General features: G+C 51.5%; 18 protein-coding genes. All 18 read left to right on the top strand.

Annotated elements, in window-relative coordinates; genetic code table 11:
• Positions 1 to 3: 3 nt before the first annotated feature.
• The 18 genes from TX85_RS10040 to TX85_RS25845 all read left to right on the top strand — a co-directional run bounded on the left by TX85_RS10040 (position 4) and on the right by TX85_RS25845 (position 17,573).
• Positions 4 to 2,052, top strand: a complete 2,049-nt coding sequence (locus tag TX85_RS10040) for a glutaminase family protein (RefSeq protein WP_044478994.1) — start codon at positions 4 to 6, stop codon at positions 2,050 to 2,052.
• Positions 2,053 to 2,316: 264 nt separating this feature from the next.
• Positions 2,317 to 2,910: an RNA polymerase sigma factor gene (locus tag TX85_RS10035; protein WP_044478993.1), complete on the top strand. Its 594-nt coding sequence runs from the start codon at positions 2,317 to 2,319 to the stop codon at positions 2,908 to 2,910.
• Complete coding sequence (locus TX85_RS10030; protein ID WP_044478991.1) at positions 2,907 to 3,506, top strand: hypothetical protein; 600 nt, start codon at positions 2,907 to 2,909, stop codon at positions 3,504 to 3,506. The genes TX85_RS10035 and TX85_RS10030 overlap by 4 nt, the downstream gene beginning before the upstream one ends.
• 120 nt (positions 3,507 to 3,626) lie before the next feature.
• Positions 3,627 to 4,223 carry a histidine phosphatase family protein gene (locus tag TX85_RS10025; RefSeq protein ID WP_044478990.1) on the top strand — a complete coding sequence of 199 codons (597 nt, stop codon included), beginning with the start codon at positions 3,627 to 3,629 and terminating at the stop codon, positions 4,221 to 4,223.
• 101 nt (positions 4,224 to 4,324) lie between these two features.
• A complete protein-coding gene (locus TX85_RS10020; RefSeq protein WP_044478988.1) occupies positions 4,325 to 5,008 on the top strand; it encodes a response regulator transcription factor in 684 nt (227 codons plus the stop codon).
• Complete coding sequence (locus tag TX85_RS10015) at positions 5,005 to 5,922, top strand: sensor histidine kinase (protein ID WP_044478987.1); 918 nt, start codon at positions 5,005 to 5,007, stop codon at positions 5,920 to 5,922. Before TX85_RS10020 ends, TX85_RS10015 begins: the two co-directional genes overlap by 4 nt.
• Positions 5,923 to 6,047: 125 nt before the next feature.
• Positions 6,048 to 6,725 (top strand): ABC transporter ATP-binding protein, encoded by a 678-nt coding sequence (locus TX85_RS10010; RefSeq protein ID WP_044478986.1) that lies wholly within the window; start codon positions 6,048 to 6,050, stop codon positions 6,723 to 6,725.
• Complete coding sequence (locus TX85_RS10005; RefSeq protein WP_199558827.1) at positions 6,722 to 9,376, top strand: ABC transporter permease; 2,655 nt, start codon at positions 6,722 to 6,724, stop codon at positions 9,374 to 9,376. Before TX85_RS10010 ends, TX85_RS10005 begins: the two co-directional genes overlap by 4 nt.
• A gap of 121 nt (positions 9,377 to 9,497) precedes the next feature.
• On the top strand, positions 9,498 to 10,586 hold the full coding sequence (locus TX85_RS10000; protein WP_044478984.1) for a hypothetical protein: 1,089 nt from the start codon (positions 9,498 to 9,500) through the stop codon (positions 10,584 to 10,586).
• A gap of 58 nt (positions 10,587 to 10,644) precedes the next feature.
• Complete coding sequence (locus tag TX85_RS09995) at positions 10,645 to 10,827, top strand: IDEAL domain-containing protein (protein ID WP_044478982.1); 183 nt, start codon at positions 10,645 to 10,647, stop codon at positions 10,825 to 10,827.
• Between the two features lie 97 nt (positions 10,828 to 10,924).
• Positions 10,925 to 11,356 (top strand): DUF2487 family protein, encoded by a 432-nt coding sequence (locus tag TX85_RS09990; protein ID WP_044478981.1) that lies wholly within the window; start codon positions 10,925 to 10,927, stop codon positions 11,354 to 11,356.
• Positions 11,357 to 11,536: 180 nt separating this feature from the next.
• The gene (locus TX85_RS09985; RefSeq protein WP_044478980.1) at positions 11,537 to 12,079 is read left to right on the top strand and encodes a QcrA and Rieske domain-containing protein; all 543 of its coding nucleotides are present in this window, start codon (positions 11,537 to 11,539) and stop codon (positions 12,077 to 12,079) included.
• A 16-nt stretch (positions 12,080 to 12,095) separates the two neighbouring features.
• Complete coding sequence (qcrB, locus tag TX85_RS09980) at positions 12,096 to 12,767, top strand: menaquinol-cytochrome c reductase cytochrome b subunit (RefSeq protein WP_044478979.1); 672 nt, start codon at positions 12,096 to 12,098, stop codon at positions 12,765 to 12,767.
• A gap of 83 nt (positions 12,768 to 12,850) precedes the next feature.
• The gene (locus tag TX85_RS09975) at positions 12,851 to 13,735 is read left to right on the top strand and encodes a menaquinol-cytochrome c reductase cytochrome b/c subunit (protein ID WP_044478977.1); all 885 of its coding nucleotides are present in this window, start codon (positions 12,851 to 12,853) and stop codon (positions 13,733 to 13,735) included.
• Positions 13,736 to 13,801: 66 nt separating this feature from the next.
• Positions 13,802 to 14,458, top strand: a complete 657-nt coding sequence (locus TX85_RS09970; protein ID WP_044478975.1) for a DUF1405 domain-containing protein — start codon at positions 13,802 to 13,804, stop codon at positions 14,456 to 14,458.
• Positions 14,459 to 14,554: 96 nt separating this feature from the next.
• Positions 14,555 to 15,442, top strand: coding sequence for a sporulation protein YpjB (locus TX85_RS09965; RefSeq protein WP_101781131.1), 888 nt, complete (start codon positions 14,555 to 14,557; stop codon positions 15,440 to 15,442).
• Between the two features lie 149 nt (positions 15,443 to 15,591).
• Positions 15,592 to 16,002, top strand: a complete 411-nt coding sequence (locus TX85_RS09960; protein WP_316244893.1) for a BlaI/MecI/CopY family transcriptional regulator — start codon at positions 15,592 to 15,594, stop codon at positions 16,000 to 16,002.
• 11 nt (positions 16,003 to 16,013) lie between these two features.
• Positions 16,014 to 17,573 carry a M56 family metallopeptidase gene (locus TX85_RS25845; RefSeq protein ID WP_233500739.1) on the top strand — a complete coding sequence of 520 codons (1,560 nt, stop codon included), beginning with the start codon at positions 16,014 to 16,016 and terminating at the stop codon, positions 17,571 to 17,573.
• The last annotated feature ends 73 nt before the right edge of the window (positions 17,574 to 17,646 follow it).

Here is a 17,646-nt window from a genome sequence, read left to right as displayed (position 1 = left end):
CGAATGACGACGACATTACGCCCGCCGGCAGTTCCGCTGGTAGCCATTGATCCCTATTTCAGTGTCTGGTCGATGGCAGACCGGCTGACCGACGATTTCACGCGCCATTGGACAGGCAAGCGCAATGCTATGACAGGATTAATCCGTATTGATGGTATTCCGTGGCGATTCGCAGGACGGACAGAGCCCAACCCGGAACAATATTACACCGAGCCGGAGGCCATGCGGCAGACCGGAGTTCAAGTCACGCCATTATCCACGATCTACCGTTTTGAAGCGGGCGGTGTCACACTGGAAGCCGTATTTACAAGCCCGCTTTTGCCGGACAGTCTGGAGCTGTTGTCCCGGCCGGCATCCTATGTGTCCTTCCGGGTTCATTCCATCGACGGCAAGCCTCATGCCGTGCAGATTTATTTTGATGTCACAGGGGAATGGTGCGTAAATACGAGCGATCAAAAAGTTATCCTGGAACAGGAGCAGTCCGATGGTCTGACGGTCTTGAAGGCAAGCCATGCGAAGCAGCAGGTGCTCAATGCTTCCGGCGATGATCACCGGATTGATTGGGGAACCCTGATGCTTGCTGTGCAACAGAAGTCCGACACGCAGACCTGGATCGGCTCGGCACAGATTCGGAAGGCGTTCGTGCGATCAGGCGAGCTTAAGCCGGCCGACTGGGAGCCCCAACTGGCAACGTCCGAAGCGCATGAAGTCCGCGCGGCACAGCCGGTGCTGGGCACCCTATGGGATTGCGGCGAAATCCATGGAGAGGAAGAAAAGTCGCATCTGATCGTGCTTGCCTATGATGATATATATGCAATTGAGTATTTTGGAGAGAAGCTCGAGGCCTATTGGAAAAAAACGGGCCAGTCCGCCCTGGAAATGGTTGCAGCGGCATATCGGGAATACGCTGAGATCATAATTCGATGCGAGGCCTTTGATCAACGCCTCCAAGCGGACGCTATCGCTGCGGGTGGGGAGAAATATGCGGATATTCTGTCTATGTCCTACCGTCAGGCCATTGCTTCTCATAAGCTGGTGCTTGATTCAAAGGGGCAGCCGCTGTTCATGTCCAAGGAGTGCTTCAGTAACGGCTGCATCGCAACCGTCGACGTCAGTTATCCTTCCATTCCGATGTTTTTGTTGTACCAGCCTGAGCTGGTGCGGGGAATGATGCGGCCGATTTTGAAATATGCGGCGAGCGATGCATGGCCGTTTGAATTTGCCCCGCATGATGTGGGACAGTATCCGCTTGCCAATGGGCAGGTGTATGGAGAGAATGCGCGCGAGGCGCAGATGCCGGTGGAGGAATGCGGCAATATGCTGGTAATGGCAGCGGCAGTCAGCCTGGCTGACGGGCATCTGGAGTTTGCGGCAGAGCACCGCCAATTGTTGTCTCAGTGGGCAGATTACTTGCTGGAATTCGGACTGGATCCGGAGAATCAGCTGTGTACGGATGATTTTGCCGGACATTTAGCCCGGAACGCCAACTTATCGGCTAAAGCGATCATGGGGGTGGCGAGCTATTCCATCCTGTGCGGATTGCTGGGTGAATCTGCGGAGGCTGACCGCTATCTGCAGGCGGCCAAGGACATGGCTGTCCAATGGGCTCAGCTTGCAGCGAACGAAGGCGAAGGGAGTCCGCACACCAGGCTTTCATTTGGCAGTGAGGACACCTGGAGCCTGAAATACAACCTGATCTGGGATCTTATTTTCGATACACAAATCTTTGACAAGGCCATCATTCAACGTGAGATCAAATGGTATCTGGAACAACAGAATCGTTACGGTGTTCCGCTTGATAACCGGAAGTCCTACACGAAGGGAGACTGGCTGGTATGGGCGGCTTCATTGGCGGAGGAGCAAAAGGATTTCGAGGCGATGATCGCCCCGCTGTGGGATTTCATGAACGAGACCAGCGACCGCGTTCCGTTCTCGGATTGGTATGATACCATTACCGGCCGGCAAATCGGGTTCCAGCACCGCAGCGTGGTGGGCGGCATGTTCATCAAGCTGCTGAAGGATAAGGGTCTTGCCCAAGCGGGTCAATCATGAGCTAAGCTTTATTGGTGAGAGGGTGTCCCAAAACCATCGTAGATGATTGGGACACCCTCTTCTATGGGAAATTCATAGGATACACTTTCTTTTATTTTGTTAATTTGGTTTTCGTGCTATAATATGGCTTGATTAAAAACCCGCTGTTATTGATTAATTTTTATTACATATGTTCCGCAACTTTTACTTTCCTGTTCGGTCTAATAATATTAGATGGATTGGACGGGAAGATGTATATAGACGGGCGAGGAGGATCGCGCTGTGATGACGGATTCCCAAATGATTCGAGAGATTAAGGAAGGCAATACAGAGCTCTATTCCGAGCTGATGCGCCGTTACCAGCGCAAAATTCTGGCCTTTATTTATCACATGTTAAAGAGCGCTCATCTGGAGCTGCTGGCAGAGGATATTTGTTCGGAGACGTTCTACAAGGCATTCCGGAGCCTGCATTCCTTCCGAGAGGTGGATGCTTCGTTCTCAACCTGGCTGTATACGATCGCGAGAAACACGGTGCTCAGCGAGCTTCGCAAGCAGCGGAGCAGCAATATTCCGCTGGAAGAGAGCGGATTTGTACCTGTAGCCTCAAACGATGAAGTTCCTGAACAGGCCGTTCTCCGTAATGAGAAGGTCGGCATGGTGCGGGAAGCGATCAATAATTTACCGGAGAAGCAGCGTTCGGCCCTGATATTGCGGGAATACGAACAGCTGGATTATCAGGAGATTGCCAATATACTCGGCCAGAGTGTGAGCGCAGTGAAATCCTTGCTTTTTCGGGCGAGGAGCAGTGTGAAGAGTCAGCTTGAACCCTACCTGTATGAACCTGTTTTCGAGCAATTTGAAGGGATGAAAAGCAGATGAATTGTAAAGAGGCCCAAGAGCTGTTTGGGGTCATGCCCGAATTGACGGAGAGTGATCCTAAACGCAAAATGCTGGATTTGCACCTGCAAGGCTGCGAGTATTGTGCAGCTGAATACAAGATATGGAATTACAGCATGGATGCTGTCCTTGCCATGCCGGCAGAGGTTACGGAGTTTCAGGCCGAGCAAGTGAACCGGCGGGTGATGGACAGAATTTATGCGGAATCTCCGTGGCTTGCGCCGGATATCCGGGACAAAGCGCACTCCAGACGACTTCGCCGCAGAAGTACCATCTGGGCTGCATGCTTTATGGCGGTGTTTCTCCTCAGCAGCATTTTGTTTGCCTTGGGTGGTTCCTTTAAGGAGGAGCAGCAATCTCAGCAGCTGACCGGCATTCTGCCAGCAGTGGTTCTGGCGGCTGACGAAGAGATGACTTCCGATTTCTCCTTCACGTTACCGGGATCTTCCCGCGGGATCGTGGACCCGTTTGTCGTACAGCTGGGCCCTGCTTATCCGCAGTACTGGATGCTGCTCTCGTCGGCAGGGATGGTCCTTGCATTTGTATCCTGGAAGAGCCTGCGCCGTTACCGGAGATAGGCCATTCAATAGATTCAGACCTAACGCTCCCCGCACGCTGTTGCGAAGGGGCGTTTTTTTGATCATTTTTTTAGTAATATCATGCTATAATGGTCTGACATAGAAAAGGAGGGGGCAGCTATGCTGATAGGTTTGATCAGACACGGCTTAACCGACTGGAATGCGGTCGGAAGAATTCAGGGTCAAAGTGACATCCCGCTGAATGAAGAAGGACGGAGACAGGCTAGACTTCTTGCTGACCACCTGAAGAACGAGCAAGAGCCTCATTGGGACTTTGTAATTACAAGTGGACTTTCCCGAGCTCAAGAGACGGGCTCCATCCTTGCCGATGCGCTCGGTATCCCCTTATTAGATCCGGATTCACGCATTGTTGAACGCTCTTTCGGACAAGTTGAAGGATTGACTTCTACGGAACGGGAAGCCAGATGGGGCAAGGATTGGATTCTTCAAGACCTGGGTCAGGAGACCGAAGGGCAGCTGCGCAGCCGGGCACTGTCCTTTCTAGAAGAGATGAAGAAGAAATACGGCGATAACCATGTGCTCGTTGTGTCGCATGGTGCCTTGCTGGCTCAGATGTATGAAGCTCTTTTTCCCCAGCAATGCACGGAACGCATCGGCAATTTATCGCTAACCATCCTGGAGAATCAAACCGCTGAATGGAAGCTGAATCTATACAACTGTACCCGCCATCTGGAGTATGCGTCCAAGGAAAATTAAACGGAGCGTCGAACCGCAGGATATGATATTATTCTGCGGTTTTTTTCGGTGTCTGTATTATACTAAGGCTGAAACTATACATAGTAGAGGATAAGTGAATTATGAAGCGTATCTTATTGATAGAAGATGACCGAACCCTGAGCCATGGCATTCTGCTAACGTTAAGAAATGACAGTATAGAAGTTGAGCAGGCCTTTGATCTCCATTCAGCCAGGGAGCTTGCTCGTATAGGGATCTTTGATTTGTTCATTCTGGATATTAACCTTCCGGATGGAAGCGGACTGGATTATTTGCAGGAATTGCGCAGTTCTCTCAACACCCCGGTGATCCTCCTGACGGCCAATGATATGGAGACTGATATTGTAGCTGGACTGGAATTGGGCGCGGACGATTATGTAACCAAGCCGTTCTCCTTGGCTGTGCTTCGTGCGCGTATCAATAATCAGCTCAGGCGTACGGAGCAGCCCGTTAGCGGGTTGGTTGTCATGGATGATTTCAGGTTCGACTTTGAACATATGGAATTTCGCAAGAAAGGTCAGTTGATCGAGCTCAGTAAAACTGAGCAGAAGCTCCTGCGTTTGTTAGTGATGAATCGGGGGATCACTTTATCGCGCGCCGATTTGGTTGACCGCATCTGGACGGATGGAGCCGAATTTGTCGATGAAAATGCCTTGTCTGTCACGATCAAGCGGCTGCGGGACAAGCTGGAGTCGATCCCTTCAAAGCCTGAGTATATCCGGACGGTATATGGCATCGGCTACACCTGGAAGGCGGGAGAAGTGTGAATCGGTTGCAATGGTTCGTGCTGCTAGTGTCTTTCTTGGCATTGTTCTCAGCTATAGTGCTTGCTTGGCATACCCTTTACCGGCAGAAGAAATTGATGAAGAGGTTGAATGATATGCTGGATTCTGCAGCCGCAGGCAGCTTCTCGGAGACGATGTTTGACGAGAGCATGCTCTCTGCGGTAGAGACGAGGATGGCGAGCTATTTATCGGCTTCGCTCTTAGCTGAACGGAGTCTGGCCGGTGAGAGAGACAAAATCAAGACGCTGATCGCGGATATTTCTCACCAGACCAAGACGCCGATTTCCAACATCTTGCTCTATGCTGAGCTGCTTAGCGAGCAGCAACTGCCTGAGGAGAGCATGGACAGTCTGGAAGTTCTGAAGGGACAGGCCGGGAAGCTGGCATTTCTTGTAGATGCTCTCGTAAAAATATCCCGGCTGGAATCCGGGGTGCTTGTGCTTAGCCCGAGGAAGCAGCCGGTTCAGCTGTTGCTGGAGCAGGTCTTGGAGCAGGCTATTCCGAAAGCGGCAGCGAAGCAAATCAGCGTGCACTTTGACCGGACAGAGAGCGCAGCCTGTTATGATCTGAAGTGGACGGCAGAAGCCCTCTATAATTTGCTGGATAATGCGATTAAATATACCGCTCCGGAAGGCGAAATCCATCTCGTTGTGAAGAGTTATGAACTATTTCTTCGCATTGATGTTTCCGATAACGGCATCGGCATCTCGGAAGAGGAGCAGCCGCGGATATTTGCCCGTTTCTACCGTTCTCCAGCCGTTTCCGAGACAGAGGGGGTCGGCATCGGTCTTTATCTCTCGCGGCAAATCATCACGGGTCAGGGCGGCTATATCCGGGTTCAATCTACGCCGCATGCGGGGAGCATCTTCTCTGTCTATTTGCCGCTGGAGAAATAAAGCGAACATCTTTCAGAACTGTTAGAATTCATGCTGCACTGGAAAGAATGTGGAAAGATTATGCTGGTAAAGTCTGTATGAGCAAGTCAAATACAGACTTTTCTTTTTGGGGAGGCAAATGGAGGATGGAGATCTTAAGGACCTCGGATTTAAAGAAGGTATACGGAAAAGGTGAAACCGCAGTCCGGGCTCTCGACGGGGTTGACTTTCAGGTGAATAAAGGAGAATTTGTCGGTATCGTCGGCACTTCCGGATCGGGTAAATCAACCCTTCTGCACATGCTGGGCGGACTAGATCGCCCAACGTCAGGCACGGTGTGGGTAGATGGTAAGGATATTTTTGCGCTTGGGGATGAAGAACGCACGATCTTTCGCCGCAGGAAAATTGGATTCGTCTTTCAAAATTACAATCTGGTGCCCGTTCTGAACGTATATGAGAATATCGTTCTGCCGATTCAATTGGATGGCAACGAGCCGGACAAGCAGCATGTAGACAATATCGTCGAGACGCTTGGTCTTTATGCGAAGCTGAACAATCTGTCCAATCATTTGTCCGGAGGGCAGCAACAGCGGGTGGCGATTGCACGGGCTCTGGCGGCCAAGCCGGCCATTATTCTGGCGGACGAGCCGACGGGCAATCTGGATAGCCGTACGAGTCAGGACGTGATGGGGCTGCTGAAGGTGACCAGTCAGAAGTTCGCCCAGACGATCGTCATGATAACCCACAATGAGGAGATCGCCCAGCTGTGCGACCGGATCATTCGCATCGAGGACGGGAGAATCGCAGGCGGTGAGGGGCAATGATCAAGGTCAATAACAAGAAAGCGATCTCCAGGCTTTCCTGGAAATCGTTAAGGGCCAACCGGAACCGGAATTTGATCGCGATAATGGCCATCATGCTGACTACGGTGCTGTTTACCGCGCTATTCACGATTGCTTTTTCGATTAACCACTCTTATCAGCAAGCTAACTTTCGGCAGGTAGGCGGGTACTCTCACGGGGGCTTCAAGTATTTAACGGAGCAGCAATTTGAGGAGCTGAAGGATGACCCGATGATTCGGGATTACGGATTACGGCGATTTGTTGGCATGCCTTCAGAGCCCCCTTTTAACAAAGCGCATGTGGAAGTCAGCTACAGTGATGCTACCGAAGCGAAATGGATGTTTGCCGAGCCGGTCGAGGGGCGGTTTCCCCAGGAGGGAACCCGGGAAGCAGCAACGGATACGCGGGTGTTATCCCTGCTAGGCGTCGAGCCGAAGCTCGGCGCCGAGTTCACGATGACCTTTGAGGTAGACGGGAAGGAGACGACGGAAACATTCCTCCTGAGCGGTTGGTGGGAATACGATGAGGCGGTTATAGCGAGTCATGTGTTCATTCCCGAGAGCCGCGTCGAGGAGATTTTCGAGCGTCTCGATACGCAAGGCGTGGACGGAATAACAGGGACCTATCATTTGGATATGATGCTCGGAAGCTCGCTCCATATTGAGAGAGATCTGAATACGATTTTGGAACGGCATGGTTATCAGAGCAATACCAAGGCGGAAGGCAACTATGTCGCCATCGGGGTGAATTGGGGATATACCGGTGCTCAGCTGGCGGATAGCCTTGACCCGATGACCGCCATCACGATCATTCTGCTGCTGATCATCATCATCATTACCGGGTATCTGATCATCTATAATGTGTTCCGGATTTCCGTGACCAGCGATATCCGGTTCTACGGCTTGCTCAAGACGATCGGAGCCTCGGGAAGACAGCTTCGGCGGATCATCCGCCGGCAGGCCCTGCTGTTGTCGGCAGCAGGTATCCCGCTGGGACTGGTTATCGGCTACGTCGTCGGCGTCTTGTTGACGCCAGCCGTACTAGATCAACTCAACGGGGTATCCCGCGATTCGTTAACGGCCAATCCGCTCATCTTCATCTGCGGGGCAGTCTTCTCGCTCGTGACCGTCATGCTGTCCTGCGCGAGACCAGGGAGACTGGCTGCCCGGGTATCCCCGGTGGAGGCGGTTCGTTATACGGAAAGCTCTTCTCTCCGGAAAGCTGCACGAAAAGGGAAAACCAAGGTCTCGTTGTGGCTTATGGCCCGGGCGAATTTGGACCGCAGCCGAAGCAAGACGATCATCACGGTGATTTCCCTCTCTCTTGCGGTAGTATTGCTAAATCTTGCCGTTACCTTCACGAACGGCTTTGACATGAACAAATATTTGGCGAACAAGGTTGCCGATTTCATCGTGGCGGACGGCAATTATTTTCAGGTGGCCGGCCAATTCTGGAACGAGGATATGGAGGTTTCGGAAGATGTCATATCCGAAATTCACAAGCAGCCGGGAATTGAAAATGCCGGAAGAATTTACGCGAATACCACAAGCGTATTGGAATTCGTCTCCGAAGAGTTCTACCGCTCCAAATGGGAAATTTGGAACGATAAGGCTGCATTGGACATGATGGTTGAGAGAAAGGATCGACTTCCAGACGGCCGGCTGGCGGATCAGGTCCAGCTTTACGGCATGGAACGAACCCCGCTGGATAAGCTGACCTTGTTAGACGGGGATATTTCGAAGCTTTACGAGGCAGGGAGCAAGTATGTTGCTGCGGTCTACAGTTATGATGATTACGGAAACCCTGTCATGTCCTCGCATTGGGCCAAGCTGGGAGATGTCATTACTCTGCGATATGTTAAAGAGTATGAATATTATAATCGGAATACCGGTGAGATTTATTCCGAAGGAAATATCCCTCAAGATGAGCCTGTAGATGCGCGGGCGATCAAATATGAGGATAAAGAGTACGAAATAGCCGCTCTGGTGGGCGTTCCGCATACGATAAGCTTCCGGCATTACGGTGCCGATGAATTCGTCCTCAATGCCGAGACGTTTGTTCAGGATTCCGGCACCGATTCGATTATGCTATACGCTTTCGACACGACGGATGAAGCGGAAGCATCGATGGAGGCCTTCTTGTCGGATTATACAACCACCACGCAGACCAGCTATGACTATGAGAGTAAGCAGACCTATGCCGAAGAATTTGAGGGCTTCCGGTCCATGTTCCTGCTCCTGGGCGGGGTGTTGTGCGGCGTCATCGGATTGGTAGGCATTCTTAACTTCCTGAATGCGGTTCTGACGGGTATTCTTACCCGCAAAAGGGAATTTGCCGTCCTGCAGTCGATCGGCATGACCGGGCGGCAGCTCAAGGGAATGCTGGTCTGGGAAGGATTGCTCTATACTTTGGGCGCGGTAGGGTTATCTCTGGTGATCAGCGTGCTGACTGCCCCGCTGGTAGATCCGGCTTTATCCGGCATGTTCTGGTTCTTCACATATCGGTTCACGCTGATCCCCGTGCTGGGGATTGCTCCGGTGTTTGCACTGCTGGGGATCTGTCTGCCCCTGCTAGTCTATCGGATTACGGCGCGCCAGACCCTTGTGGAACGGCTGCGCGACATTGAAGGATGATAGAGAAAATAGGCTAGTCCCGCGAAATAACCCGGCAATTGCCGGGTTATTTTTTTGACTGTCCTCGAATAAAGTTCAGAAATCTTCCCATAATGGTAGTAAAACGGCGAGGCGGGATGTTATGAATCTGGCAGATATGCTTACCTATGCCGACATCGGTCAGCTTAGCAGAATAGCGAACCATTACCAGTGCGATTGCAACGGGAATTCGAAGCATGAGCTTATCCAGTCTATCCTGCAGAGGATCGGGAGAAGGGAATTTCTGGAGCAAAACGTTGAGGACATGAGCATGGAAGATTTGCGCTTCCTGAATGCGCTGCTCTTTGACGGCCGCCGGCATTTCAGTCTGGAGGAGCTGGTCGCCTGTGCACAGCATTCACGGTTTACGGACGATGCAAGGGAGAAGGAGAACCCGAGGGAAGTTATATCCCGGTTCCGTCAGCGGGGCTGGCTATTCCAGGGGATGACCCAGAACACCCGTTACTTGTATGAGGTTCCTGAGGACTTGAAGCGGCGCTTCAGAGAGGTATTGGAGCGAAGATTCGCCTCCGGCATGATTCCTCTGGGGGAGGAGCCGTCCATCTACCGGGAGGAGCCGGACCTGCTTAGCGAGGATCTCTTGCTGCTGCTGAGGTATATTCGGGATCATGAGATCCCGCTCAATAATGAGGGCGTCATGTACCGAAGAAACCAGCAGCAGTTGCTGGATACACTTCACGTTGCCGAGCCGCTGGTGGGTAAAGGCTGGCGGTTCGGGTATGGCCGGCACTTCAAGGATTACCCCAACCGAATGTCGCTGCTGTACGATTATGCCACCCAATCCCGCTTGATTCAGGAGAACCCGGCTTCGCTAACCCTTACCTCTGCGGGAGAGTCCTATCTGCTAGAGGAACGCAGAGAACCCATGATGCAGTTTGTCCTGTTTTGGTTAAGACTCTATAAAGGGCCGATTCCAAACCTGCTCTCTTTAGTCTACTGGACGCTGCACTGCTGCCGGGAATGGGTGTCGCTCGCTTCGCTGTTCAGCAATTTGTCGCCCTTGATCAAGCCTTTTTTCTACGATTCATCAGAATCCATCTTTGAAGAACGTATCATCCGGATGCTGCTGCATCTCGGCATGGTAAGAATCGGTGATAACGGTCAAGGAGAGAAGTATATCCAGACGACTCCCTTTGGCAGAACGGCCGTACATAAGCTGACCAAAGAGTAGCAGACAATCAGATCTCGGCAAAATAATCACTCCTATTTATGCGCTGGAGGTGCATCCTATGGATCAGATGAAGGTGACTTACGAAGCAATGCTCAGTTTGGCCGCGGAAATGGTCTGGGACGAGGCTTTGCGCAAACACCGTTCGGAGCAAATTTATTGCGAGATCGACAATGCGCTAGCCCAAGGCGACGAGACGGCGTTTCGTCTCTTGACGGAAGAACTGAGAATGTTGAAAAAATAAAGAAATGCCATGACGGCATTTCTTTTTTTTGTCACTCGAACTTGTCAACGGCAGAAACATGTATATAATAGGTACGAAAAAGAAGGAGGCAGATGTAATGAAGTTCAGCGAGTTTGAAGCGGAGACCTGGGATGAAATGAAGAAATTCTTCGATACCTGTCTTCTCCCGGTAACTGGGTTAACCGGAAGCGAAGCGCCCCACGAGGCTGCGGAACGACTGGAGCTGCTGCGTGATGTCATGGACTGGATCGAGTCTCCTTTTCAAGGAAGAGTGGTAACTTACCCGGCTGTCCAATATGGCGGTGCTGAAGCGGCAGACCAGATCAACAGGATCATACAGGGCGTAAGGCAAGCCGGATTCATCTATGTCATCGTGGCTTCGGCAGTAGAGGAATTGAACGAGGAGCTGCTGTCAGGGGTAAATTTGATTGTGACACCGCAGCGGTATGCCAAATCTGCAGGTCAACATAAATCACAGAATCCGGCAGTCCAAGAACAAATTCTCAGATTATGGCAAGAGGGAAAATAGAATAATTGTGACAAAATTTTGACTTTTACATAGATCGAAACTCCCGAATGATGGAAAAGTTGTGTCAAATTCTTGACGGTCCAAATGCGCTAATATATTATAAATATGACTTCTATAATAATGTGATATTTGTCATTGAAGACAGCGGCATTTTAGCGTGTAAAGGGGGTTGAAGAGAGTATGAGCCATCAGCACGAGGAACACGAATCATCGCACAAACCGCCTGTCCGTAAGGAAATGTCCAGACGGCAGTTTCTTACATACACCTTGGGAGGCGCCACCGCCTTTATGGTGGCAGGCGTTACGCTTCCAATGGTCCGGTTTGCCGTAGACCCGATCCTCCGGGATAAAGGAGAAGGCGCTTTCGTAAAAGTGGCCGAGGTCAGCAAAATTACGAATGAACCGCAGGAGTTCCACTTTGAATTAAAGCAGCAAGACGGATGGTACTTAAGCACAGCGAACCTGGTTGCCTGGATTCGCAAAGATGAGAGCGGAAATATTTATGCGCTTTCACCGATTTGTAAGCATCTCGGATGCACGGTTGGCTGGAACAGCAACAGCAATTTTCCGGACCAATACCATTGCCCTTGCCACGGAGCGCATTATACGAAGGAGGGCAAGCAACTGGCCGTTGCTTCCAAGCCGCTCGACGAGTATAAGGTCATGATTAAGGATGATTGGGTATATCTCGGCGAGATCGTTCCGAACACGATTGTATCTTAAGGAGGCGCAAATCCTGATGTTTAAAAATGTGTACGACTGGATTGATGAACGTCTCGATATTACGCCGATCTGGAGAGACGTTGCGGATCATGAGGTACCGGAGCATGTCAACCCGGCGCACCATTTCTCCGCATTCGTATACTGTTTCGGCGGCCTGACGTTTTTTATCACCGTGATTCAAATCTTGTCCGGGATGTTCCTGACGATGTATTATGTCCCGGATATTATTAACGCTTACAAAAGTGTCGAATACCTGCAAACCCAGGTTGCCTTCGGACAAATCGTGCGCGGCATGCACCACTGGGGGGCAAGTCTGGTCATTGTCATGATGTTCCTGCATACGCTTCGTGTCTTCTTCACAGGCTCCTACAAGGCGCCTCGGGAGATGAACTGGGTGGTTGGGATGCTGATTTTCTTCGTCATGATCGGGCTGGGGCTGACCGGTTATCTGCTTCCATGGGATAACAAGGCGTATTTCGCTACCAAGGTCACGCTCGAAATCGCCAATTCGATTCCGGTGTTAGGACCGGTGATGAAGGAGCTGCTGCAAGGCGGAACGATTGTCGGAGCCGAGACTCTGACTCGCTTTTTTGCCATTCATGTGTTCTTCCTTCCTGCCGTACTGCTGATCCTGCTGGTAGGACACTTTATTATGATCCGCAGACAAGGAATATCGGGCCCGCTCTAGGCCAACCCTTGTATTCGGGAAGTATGGACTTAGAACGATAGAAGTGCGTGTTCAACCTCTAGAAGAGAAGGGAGGCAATAAATATGGCTCATAATGACAAGTCCAAGCAGGAAAAGGTTGTATTCGTCGGCGATTCCCGGGTCAGAAGGGGCAACGGATTCGTTACGCCTCCTGATTATACGGCTTATCCCGGCAAATCCGAGGCATTTATTCCGAACTTTCTGCTCAAGGAGTGGATGGTCGGCGTCGTGGTGCTTGTCGGATTTCTCGTGTTGACCATTTCGGAGCCGGCGCCGTTAGGATTCCCTGCGGACCCGAGCGCTTCGGTCATTCCGATGCCGGACTGGTACTTCCTGTTTCTGTATCAATATTTGAAATATCCGTATGCCTCAGGCAACTATGTTATCTTAGGAACGATAGGTATTCCGACGGTTGCATTCGGTGCTTTGCTGCTGGCTCCGTTCCTGGATACCAGCAAGGAACGCCGCTTCTATAAGCGGCCGATTGCTTCAGCGCTGATGTTCCTGTCTCTGGCATCCCTCGTTTATTTGACGAATTTTGCATGGACGCACTATAAGCACGAATTGGAAAAAGCGGGCGTTGAGCCCGAGCATATCCAGCGTGAGGAGCAGGCGCTTGAGAATCGCCTCGCCGGACTTCCTCCGGCAGGCAGTGAGCCGCAGGCCGAGATCGCCATTGTTGATAAGGATGATCCGGCAATGGAGTTCTATACCAAGGCAACTTGTATCAGCTGCCATGGCGCAGACCTGAAGGGCTCGGGCGGCCCTTCACTGAGGGGTATCGGTGACAAGCATGATAAAGAAGCTATCCTTGCCATAATCAAGGAAGGGTACAACGGGAAGATGCCGGAGATGTATACGGCGGCGATGAATGCAGGCTTAACCGACGAGGATGTCGATCATTTAGCCGAATGGCTTGCGAAGCAAAAGGCGGAAGCAGTAGAATAGAAGGAACAGAAAACCTGATCGGTAACGGTCAGGTTTTTCATTTATATAAGGAAAGAGGAATACATCTTGAAGCTGTCATTTTTCTGGAGCCGTTCTTTTCTGGCTTCGCGCCCGATTCTGTGGACGTTGTTCGTGTGCAATCTGCTTGGCACGATCTACGGTTATGTCTGGTATGAGTCCCAGCTTCGTTATACCTGGGACAACCATCCAATGTGGCAACTTATCTTCGTTCCGGACAGCCCGACTGCCAGTTTATTTTTTACCGTATCTCTACTGTTCCTGCTGTTGCCGAACCTATTAGGCCGGTTCCGCTTTCTGCGCGGCTTGATTGAGGGCTTGGCGGTCGTAACTAGCGTGAAGTACGGGATCTGGGCGGTAAGCATGATCTTTGCTGGTGCGGCCATGGGAGATTCGCTGGTGTGGCAGGATTGGATGCTTGTAGCATCCCATTTGGCGATGGCTGTTGAAGCCCTGCTGTTCGTCCGGCTGTTCAGCTTGCGGTCTGTTATGCTCGTCATTGCCGGAGCCTGGACCTTGCTTAATGATACTGTCGATTACGGTTTTGGCGTCTATCCTTGGCTGCCCAGACCATTGTGGGACTATGTCCCGGCTGTCGCCGTATTCACCGTGCTGTTAACGCTGGCAAGCATAGGTGCCGGTTGGCTCGCCTTGAAATACGGGCGACGAAACGGAGCGCCGGAGCCGCAGCCGGAATCCGCATAATTTCTGTCTGCCTTGACATTATGTCTATCATCACGGACAAAATTGGTTCTATGCAGGGACAACCCGCCATACCATGTGGTAAAGGAGGGATTGTCCGTGAAAATACTGGCGTTAAACCGGCGGCTTCTGTTATTGCTATGCTGTTTATTGCTGCTTGCCGTCTGGCTGAGTCCGGCTATTGCACATGCAGAGGGGAACAATACCGCTTTGCCAAAAGGGAATGAGCGGGAGCAGAAGCTGGCGCAATTTGAGCAAATTACCGAGAAATTGTACCGGGATATGCAGGATATTAACCTGACCGATGCCCCTAAGCAGATGGAGTTGCTTATTGATTCGCTGGAGGGGCTGTCTTTTCAAGGCTTGACTTCCGTCGAAGGAATTCATGCGCTGGCGGAAGTGATTATGGATACGCGCGGGACACTTGCGGAAGTGAACGTAGATCCGGAAGCATGGGCAAGATCATCCGCCAAGCTGCGGCTCGCCGTGAATAGTCTCGCCCATCAGGACAAGGCGCTATGGGTGCAATATTATAAAGTCCTAGCCGACGATTTGGCTGGAATGACCAAGAGCAGGGCGGAAGGAAAGCGAACCGTGCTGCGGGAATATTTTCTGTCCCTGCAATCGCATTATGATATCGTTCGTCCTGCCCTGATCATCAGCCGTCAGCCGTCGGAAGTGAATAAATTTGATTCCTGGCTCTCTTACATGGGTCAAATCAGCAAGGATAACTCGGCGGATGACGCTTCGCTCAGCCGTTCGCTTGAGCAAGGCGAGGCCGCTTTGAAGGAACTGTTCGGGCGTAAAGGTGCAGATCCCGTCTTTCTGCCGATTGCCGGATACAGAAATCCCTGGTCCTGGACACTGCTGATCGGCGGATGGATCCTGCTGGCGCTTGTCTACACCGGATTGCGTAAATACCAAGCCTATCAGAATGTCGAGTCGGTGCACGGACCTTCGGAGCGAGCGGATCGGTTTCGGTTTTGAAGGGAATGTATATGAACCTATATGAGTAAGGCGGCTTTCGTCCTGATTTTGGGTGGGATGAAGGCCGTTTTATTTTGTCAGGGGAGGAGATTTATAAAAGACTATAAACATAGTCTAATGAGATGCCGATAAAACAGACAGGGACGTGAATACAGGGAGGGGATTTTCTGAAAGGAAAAGAGAAGAGCATTAGCCGGTCCGAGCTTGTGGTGATGAATGTGCTGTGGAGAGAAGGGCGTTGTCCGGCCAGCAGGGTCGTTGATCAGGTTGCGAAGCATTCCGATTGGCATTTCCGTACTGTGAAGACCCTCTTGCGAAACCTGGTGGCGAAGGGGTTTGTCGGTTATGAAGTCGATGCGCAGGACAGCCGAATTTACTACTATACGCCGCTGGTTGATGAAGAGCAGTATTTGCAACAGGAGAGGCAGCAATTTCTTCATCTATACTATGGGGGCGACCGCAGTTCCCTGCTGGCAGGATTTTTACAGGACGGGAAATTGTCCGCAGCGGAGGCAGAGAAGCTCCGGCGGATGCTTAACTCCAGTGCCGAGGAGGAATGAATGGGGTGACGATGCTGTTGTCCATGCTTTTTCTGAAAGGATTGGAGCTAACGCTAGCCGGTACGGTTATCGCGGTTCTACTGCTTCTGATCCGCCGCTTTGGATCCAAGAAGCTGGGTCCCCGGATCATGTGCTGGCTATGGGCAATTCTCCTTTTGAAGCTTCTGCTGCCCATTTCCTGGTCAGGAATAGTCAGTCTGGAGAACTGGACGGATCCGTATCTGTATGATACCCGGTACGGCGCAGGCAAAATGGTGATTGAAGCGGGAAAGGTATGGAACGGGCTCCGAGATCATTTACTTCCGCAGGAAAAGGAATGGATGGCTTACAGCCCAATGAGAATGTATCAGAACGGGCAGGAGCTGCAAGTGCCGATGCCTGCGGTGAAGCAGGAGCTTGTAAGTTCTCTGCAGGCTCAAACCGGCATGATGCAGTCGCAAACGGTCATGGCGATCCTCTGGATCACAGGGGCAGCGGGCGTGTGGTGCTGGCAGCACTGGAAAAGCCGCGGCATCCGAAGATGGATTGCAATGTCTGTGCCTTTTAAAAGCGATGAATTGGATCTTTTGCTGGAGGATTGCTGTAAGGAGGTCAAGGTTCGCAGGCAGGTTCGGCTGATGCGCTCGGCCCTTCCTTATCCGGCCTTGCATGGCTGGTTTCGTCCTGTGATTCTGTTGCCTTATGAGAGCATGACACTCTACGGGAAAGATGAACTGAGACTCATTTTGCTCCATGAGCTATGGCATTATAAGCAGAAGGATATACTCATGTTCCTGCTGGCCCGCTTTCTGCGGCTCGTTCATTGGTTCAACCCCTTGATTCGGCTGGCGCTTAAGCGATTTGAAGAGGATTTGGAAATCCGCTGTGATTGGCGGGTGTTGCGTCAACTGGAGCGTGAAGAGGGATTGAACTACGGCTTGCTGCTTGTTCGTCAGGGGGAGCTTAACGGTGGCGGATCACTTAGCGGCGGGCCGGGACTCCCGTTGTTGACCGGGGCATCCGGAATCAGACACCGTATCGGCCATGTGTCAGCCTTCCTCAAACGGTCGTATGGAAAAGCTAATCTCCGGCGGCCCTGGCGTATCTTGTTGGAAATCAGCGCGGCTTTTATGCTGGCGTTCGTCCTGCTGCCCTCCAGTAATCTCTATGGCCTGCTTCGCCAGGAGCAAACACCGATGCTGTATGCCTATTGGCTGGAGGAAGGAGCCAATCCGCGGGATACAGATGTGATCAACAGGATGACCGCTCAGATGATCGGAAGGACTGGGAGCGCTGTCGGCGACTCGCCTGTTCGGCTCGTATATCAATCGCCATTTGAAGCGGATCCTCTTCAGCATGCCTGGAATCGGCTGCACTTGCTGATCGAGTCCGAGGAACGGCCGCGGCCCATACAAGTCGATGTTCGTCCTATTCGAGCAACCCTTCGCGAACAAGGTCTTTCGTCCGGCAATGTGTTATTGATGCTGCACTATCCGTATCGTCCGATCAAATATTGGGGGTTCAGCAGCGGCAAAAAAATGATGAGCGATGTAGCAAGCCTGGAGCTGTTGGAGAGGATGAAAGTGTATTGATGCTTTTGCTCGTTATGGCGAGTGAATGCATTAATATGCTTCAATAGACTATAAACATAGTCTTTTTAACGAA

The organism is Paenibacillus antibioticophila (assembly GCF_000455265.1).
GTDB lineage: Bacteria > Bacillota > Bacilli > Paenibacillales > Paenibacillaceae > Fontibacillus > Fontibacillus antibioticophila.
Note: the sequence above shows the minus strand (reverse complement) of the source record. Positions and strands in the feature narration are given on the sequence as shown.

Excerpts from the sequence above, each read along its gene's own strand:
- TX85_RS10040 (WP_044478994.1), top strand. The coding sequence starts at position 4 with ATGACGACGACATTACGCCCGCCGGCAGTTCCGCTGGTAGCCATTGAT.
- TX85_RS10035 (WP_044478993.1), top strand. The coding sequence starts at position 2,317 with ATGACGGATTCCCAAATGATTCGAGAGATTAAGGAAGGCAATACAGAG.
- TX85_RS10030 (WP_044478991.1), top strand. The coding sequence starts at position 2,907 with ATGAATTGTAAAGAGGCCCAAGAGCTGTTTGGGGTCATGCCCGAATTG.
- TX85_RS10025 (WP_044478990.1), top strand. The coding sequence starts at position 3,627 with ATGCTGATAGGTTTGATCAGACACGGCTTAACCGACTGGAATGCGGTC.
- TX85_RS10020 (WP_044478988.1), top strand. The coding sequence starts at position 4,325 with ATGAAGCGTATCTTATTGATAGAAGATGACCGAACCCTGAGCCATGGC.
- TX85_RS10010 (WP_044478986.1), top strand. The coding sequence starts at position 6,048 with ATGGAGATCTTAAGGACCTCGGATTTAAAGAAGGTATACGGAAAAGGT.
- TX85_RS10005 (WP_199558827.1), top strand. The coding sequence starts at position 6,722 with ATGATCAAGGTCAATAACAAGAAAGCGATCTCCAGGCTTTCCTGGAAA.
- TX85_RS10000 (WP_044478984.1), top strand. The coding sequence starts at position 9,498 with ATGAATCTGGCAGATATGCTTACCTATGCCGACATCGGTCAGCTTAGC.
- TX85_RS09995 (WP_044478982.1), top strand. The coding sequence starts at position 10,645 with ATGGATCAGATGAAGGTGACTTACGAAGCAATGCTCAGTTTGGCCGCG.
- TX85_RS09990 (WP_044478981.1), top strand. The coding sequence starts at position 10,925 with ATGAAGTTCAGCGAGTTTGAAGCGGAGACCTGGGATGAAATGAAGAAA.
- TX85_RS09985 (WP_044478980.1), top strand. The coding sequence starts at position 11,537 with ATGAGCCATCAGCACGAGGAACACGAATCATCGCACAAACCGCCTGTC.
- qcrB (WP_044478979.1), top strand. The coding sequence starts at position 12,096 with ATGTTTAAAAATGTGTACGACTGGATTGATGAACGTCTCGATATTACG.
- TX85_RS09975 (WP_044478977.1), top strand. The coding sequence starts at position 12,851 with ATGGCTCATAATGACAAGTCCAAGCAGGAAAAGGTTGTATTCGTCGGC.
- TX85_RS25845 (WP_233500739.1), top strand. The coding sequence starts at position 16,014 with ATGCTGTTGTCCATGCTTTTTCTGAAAGGATTGGAGCTAACGCTAGCC.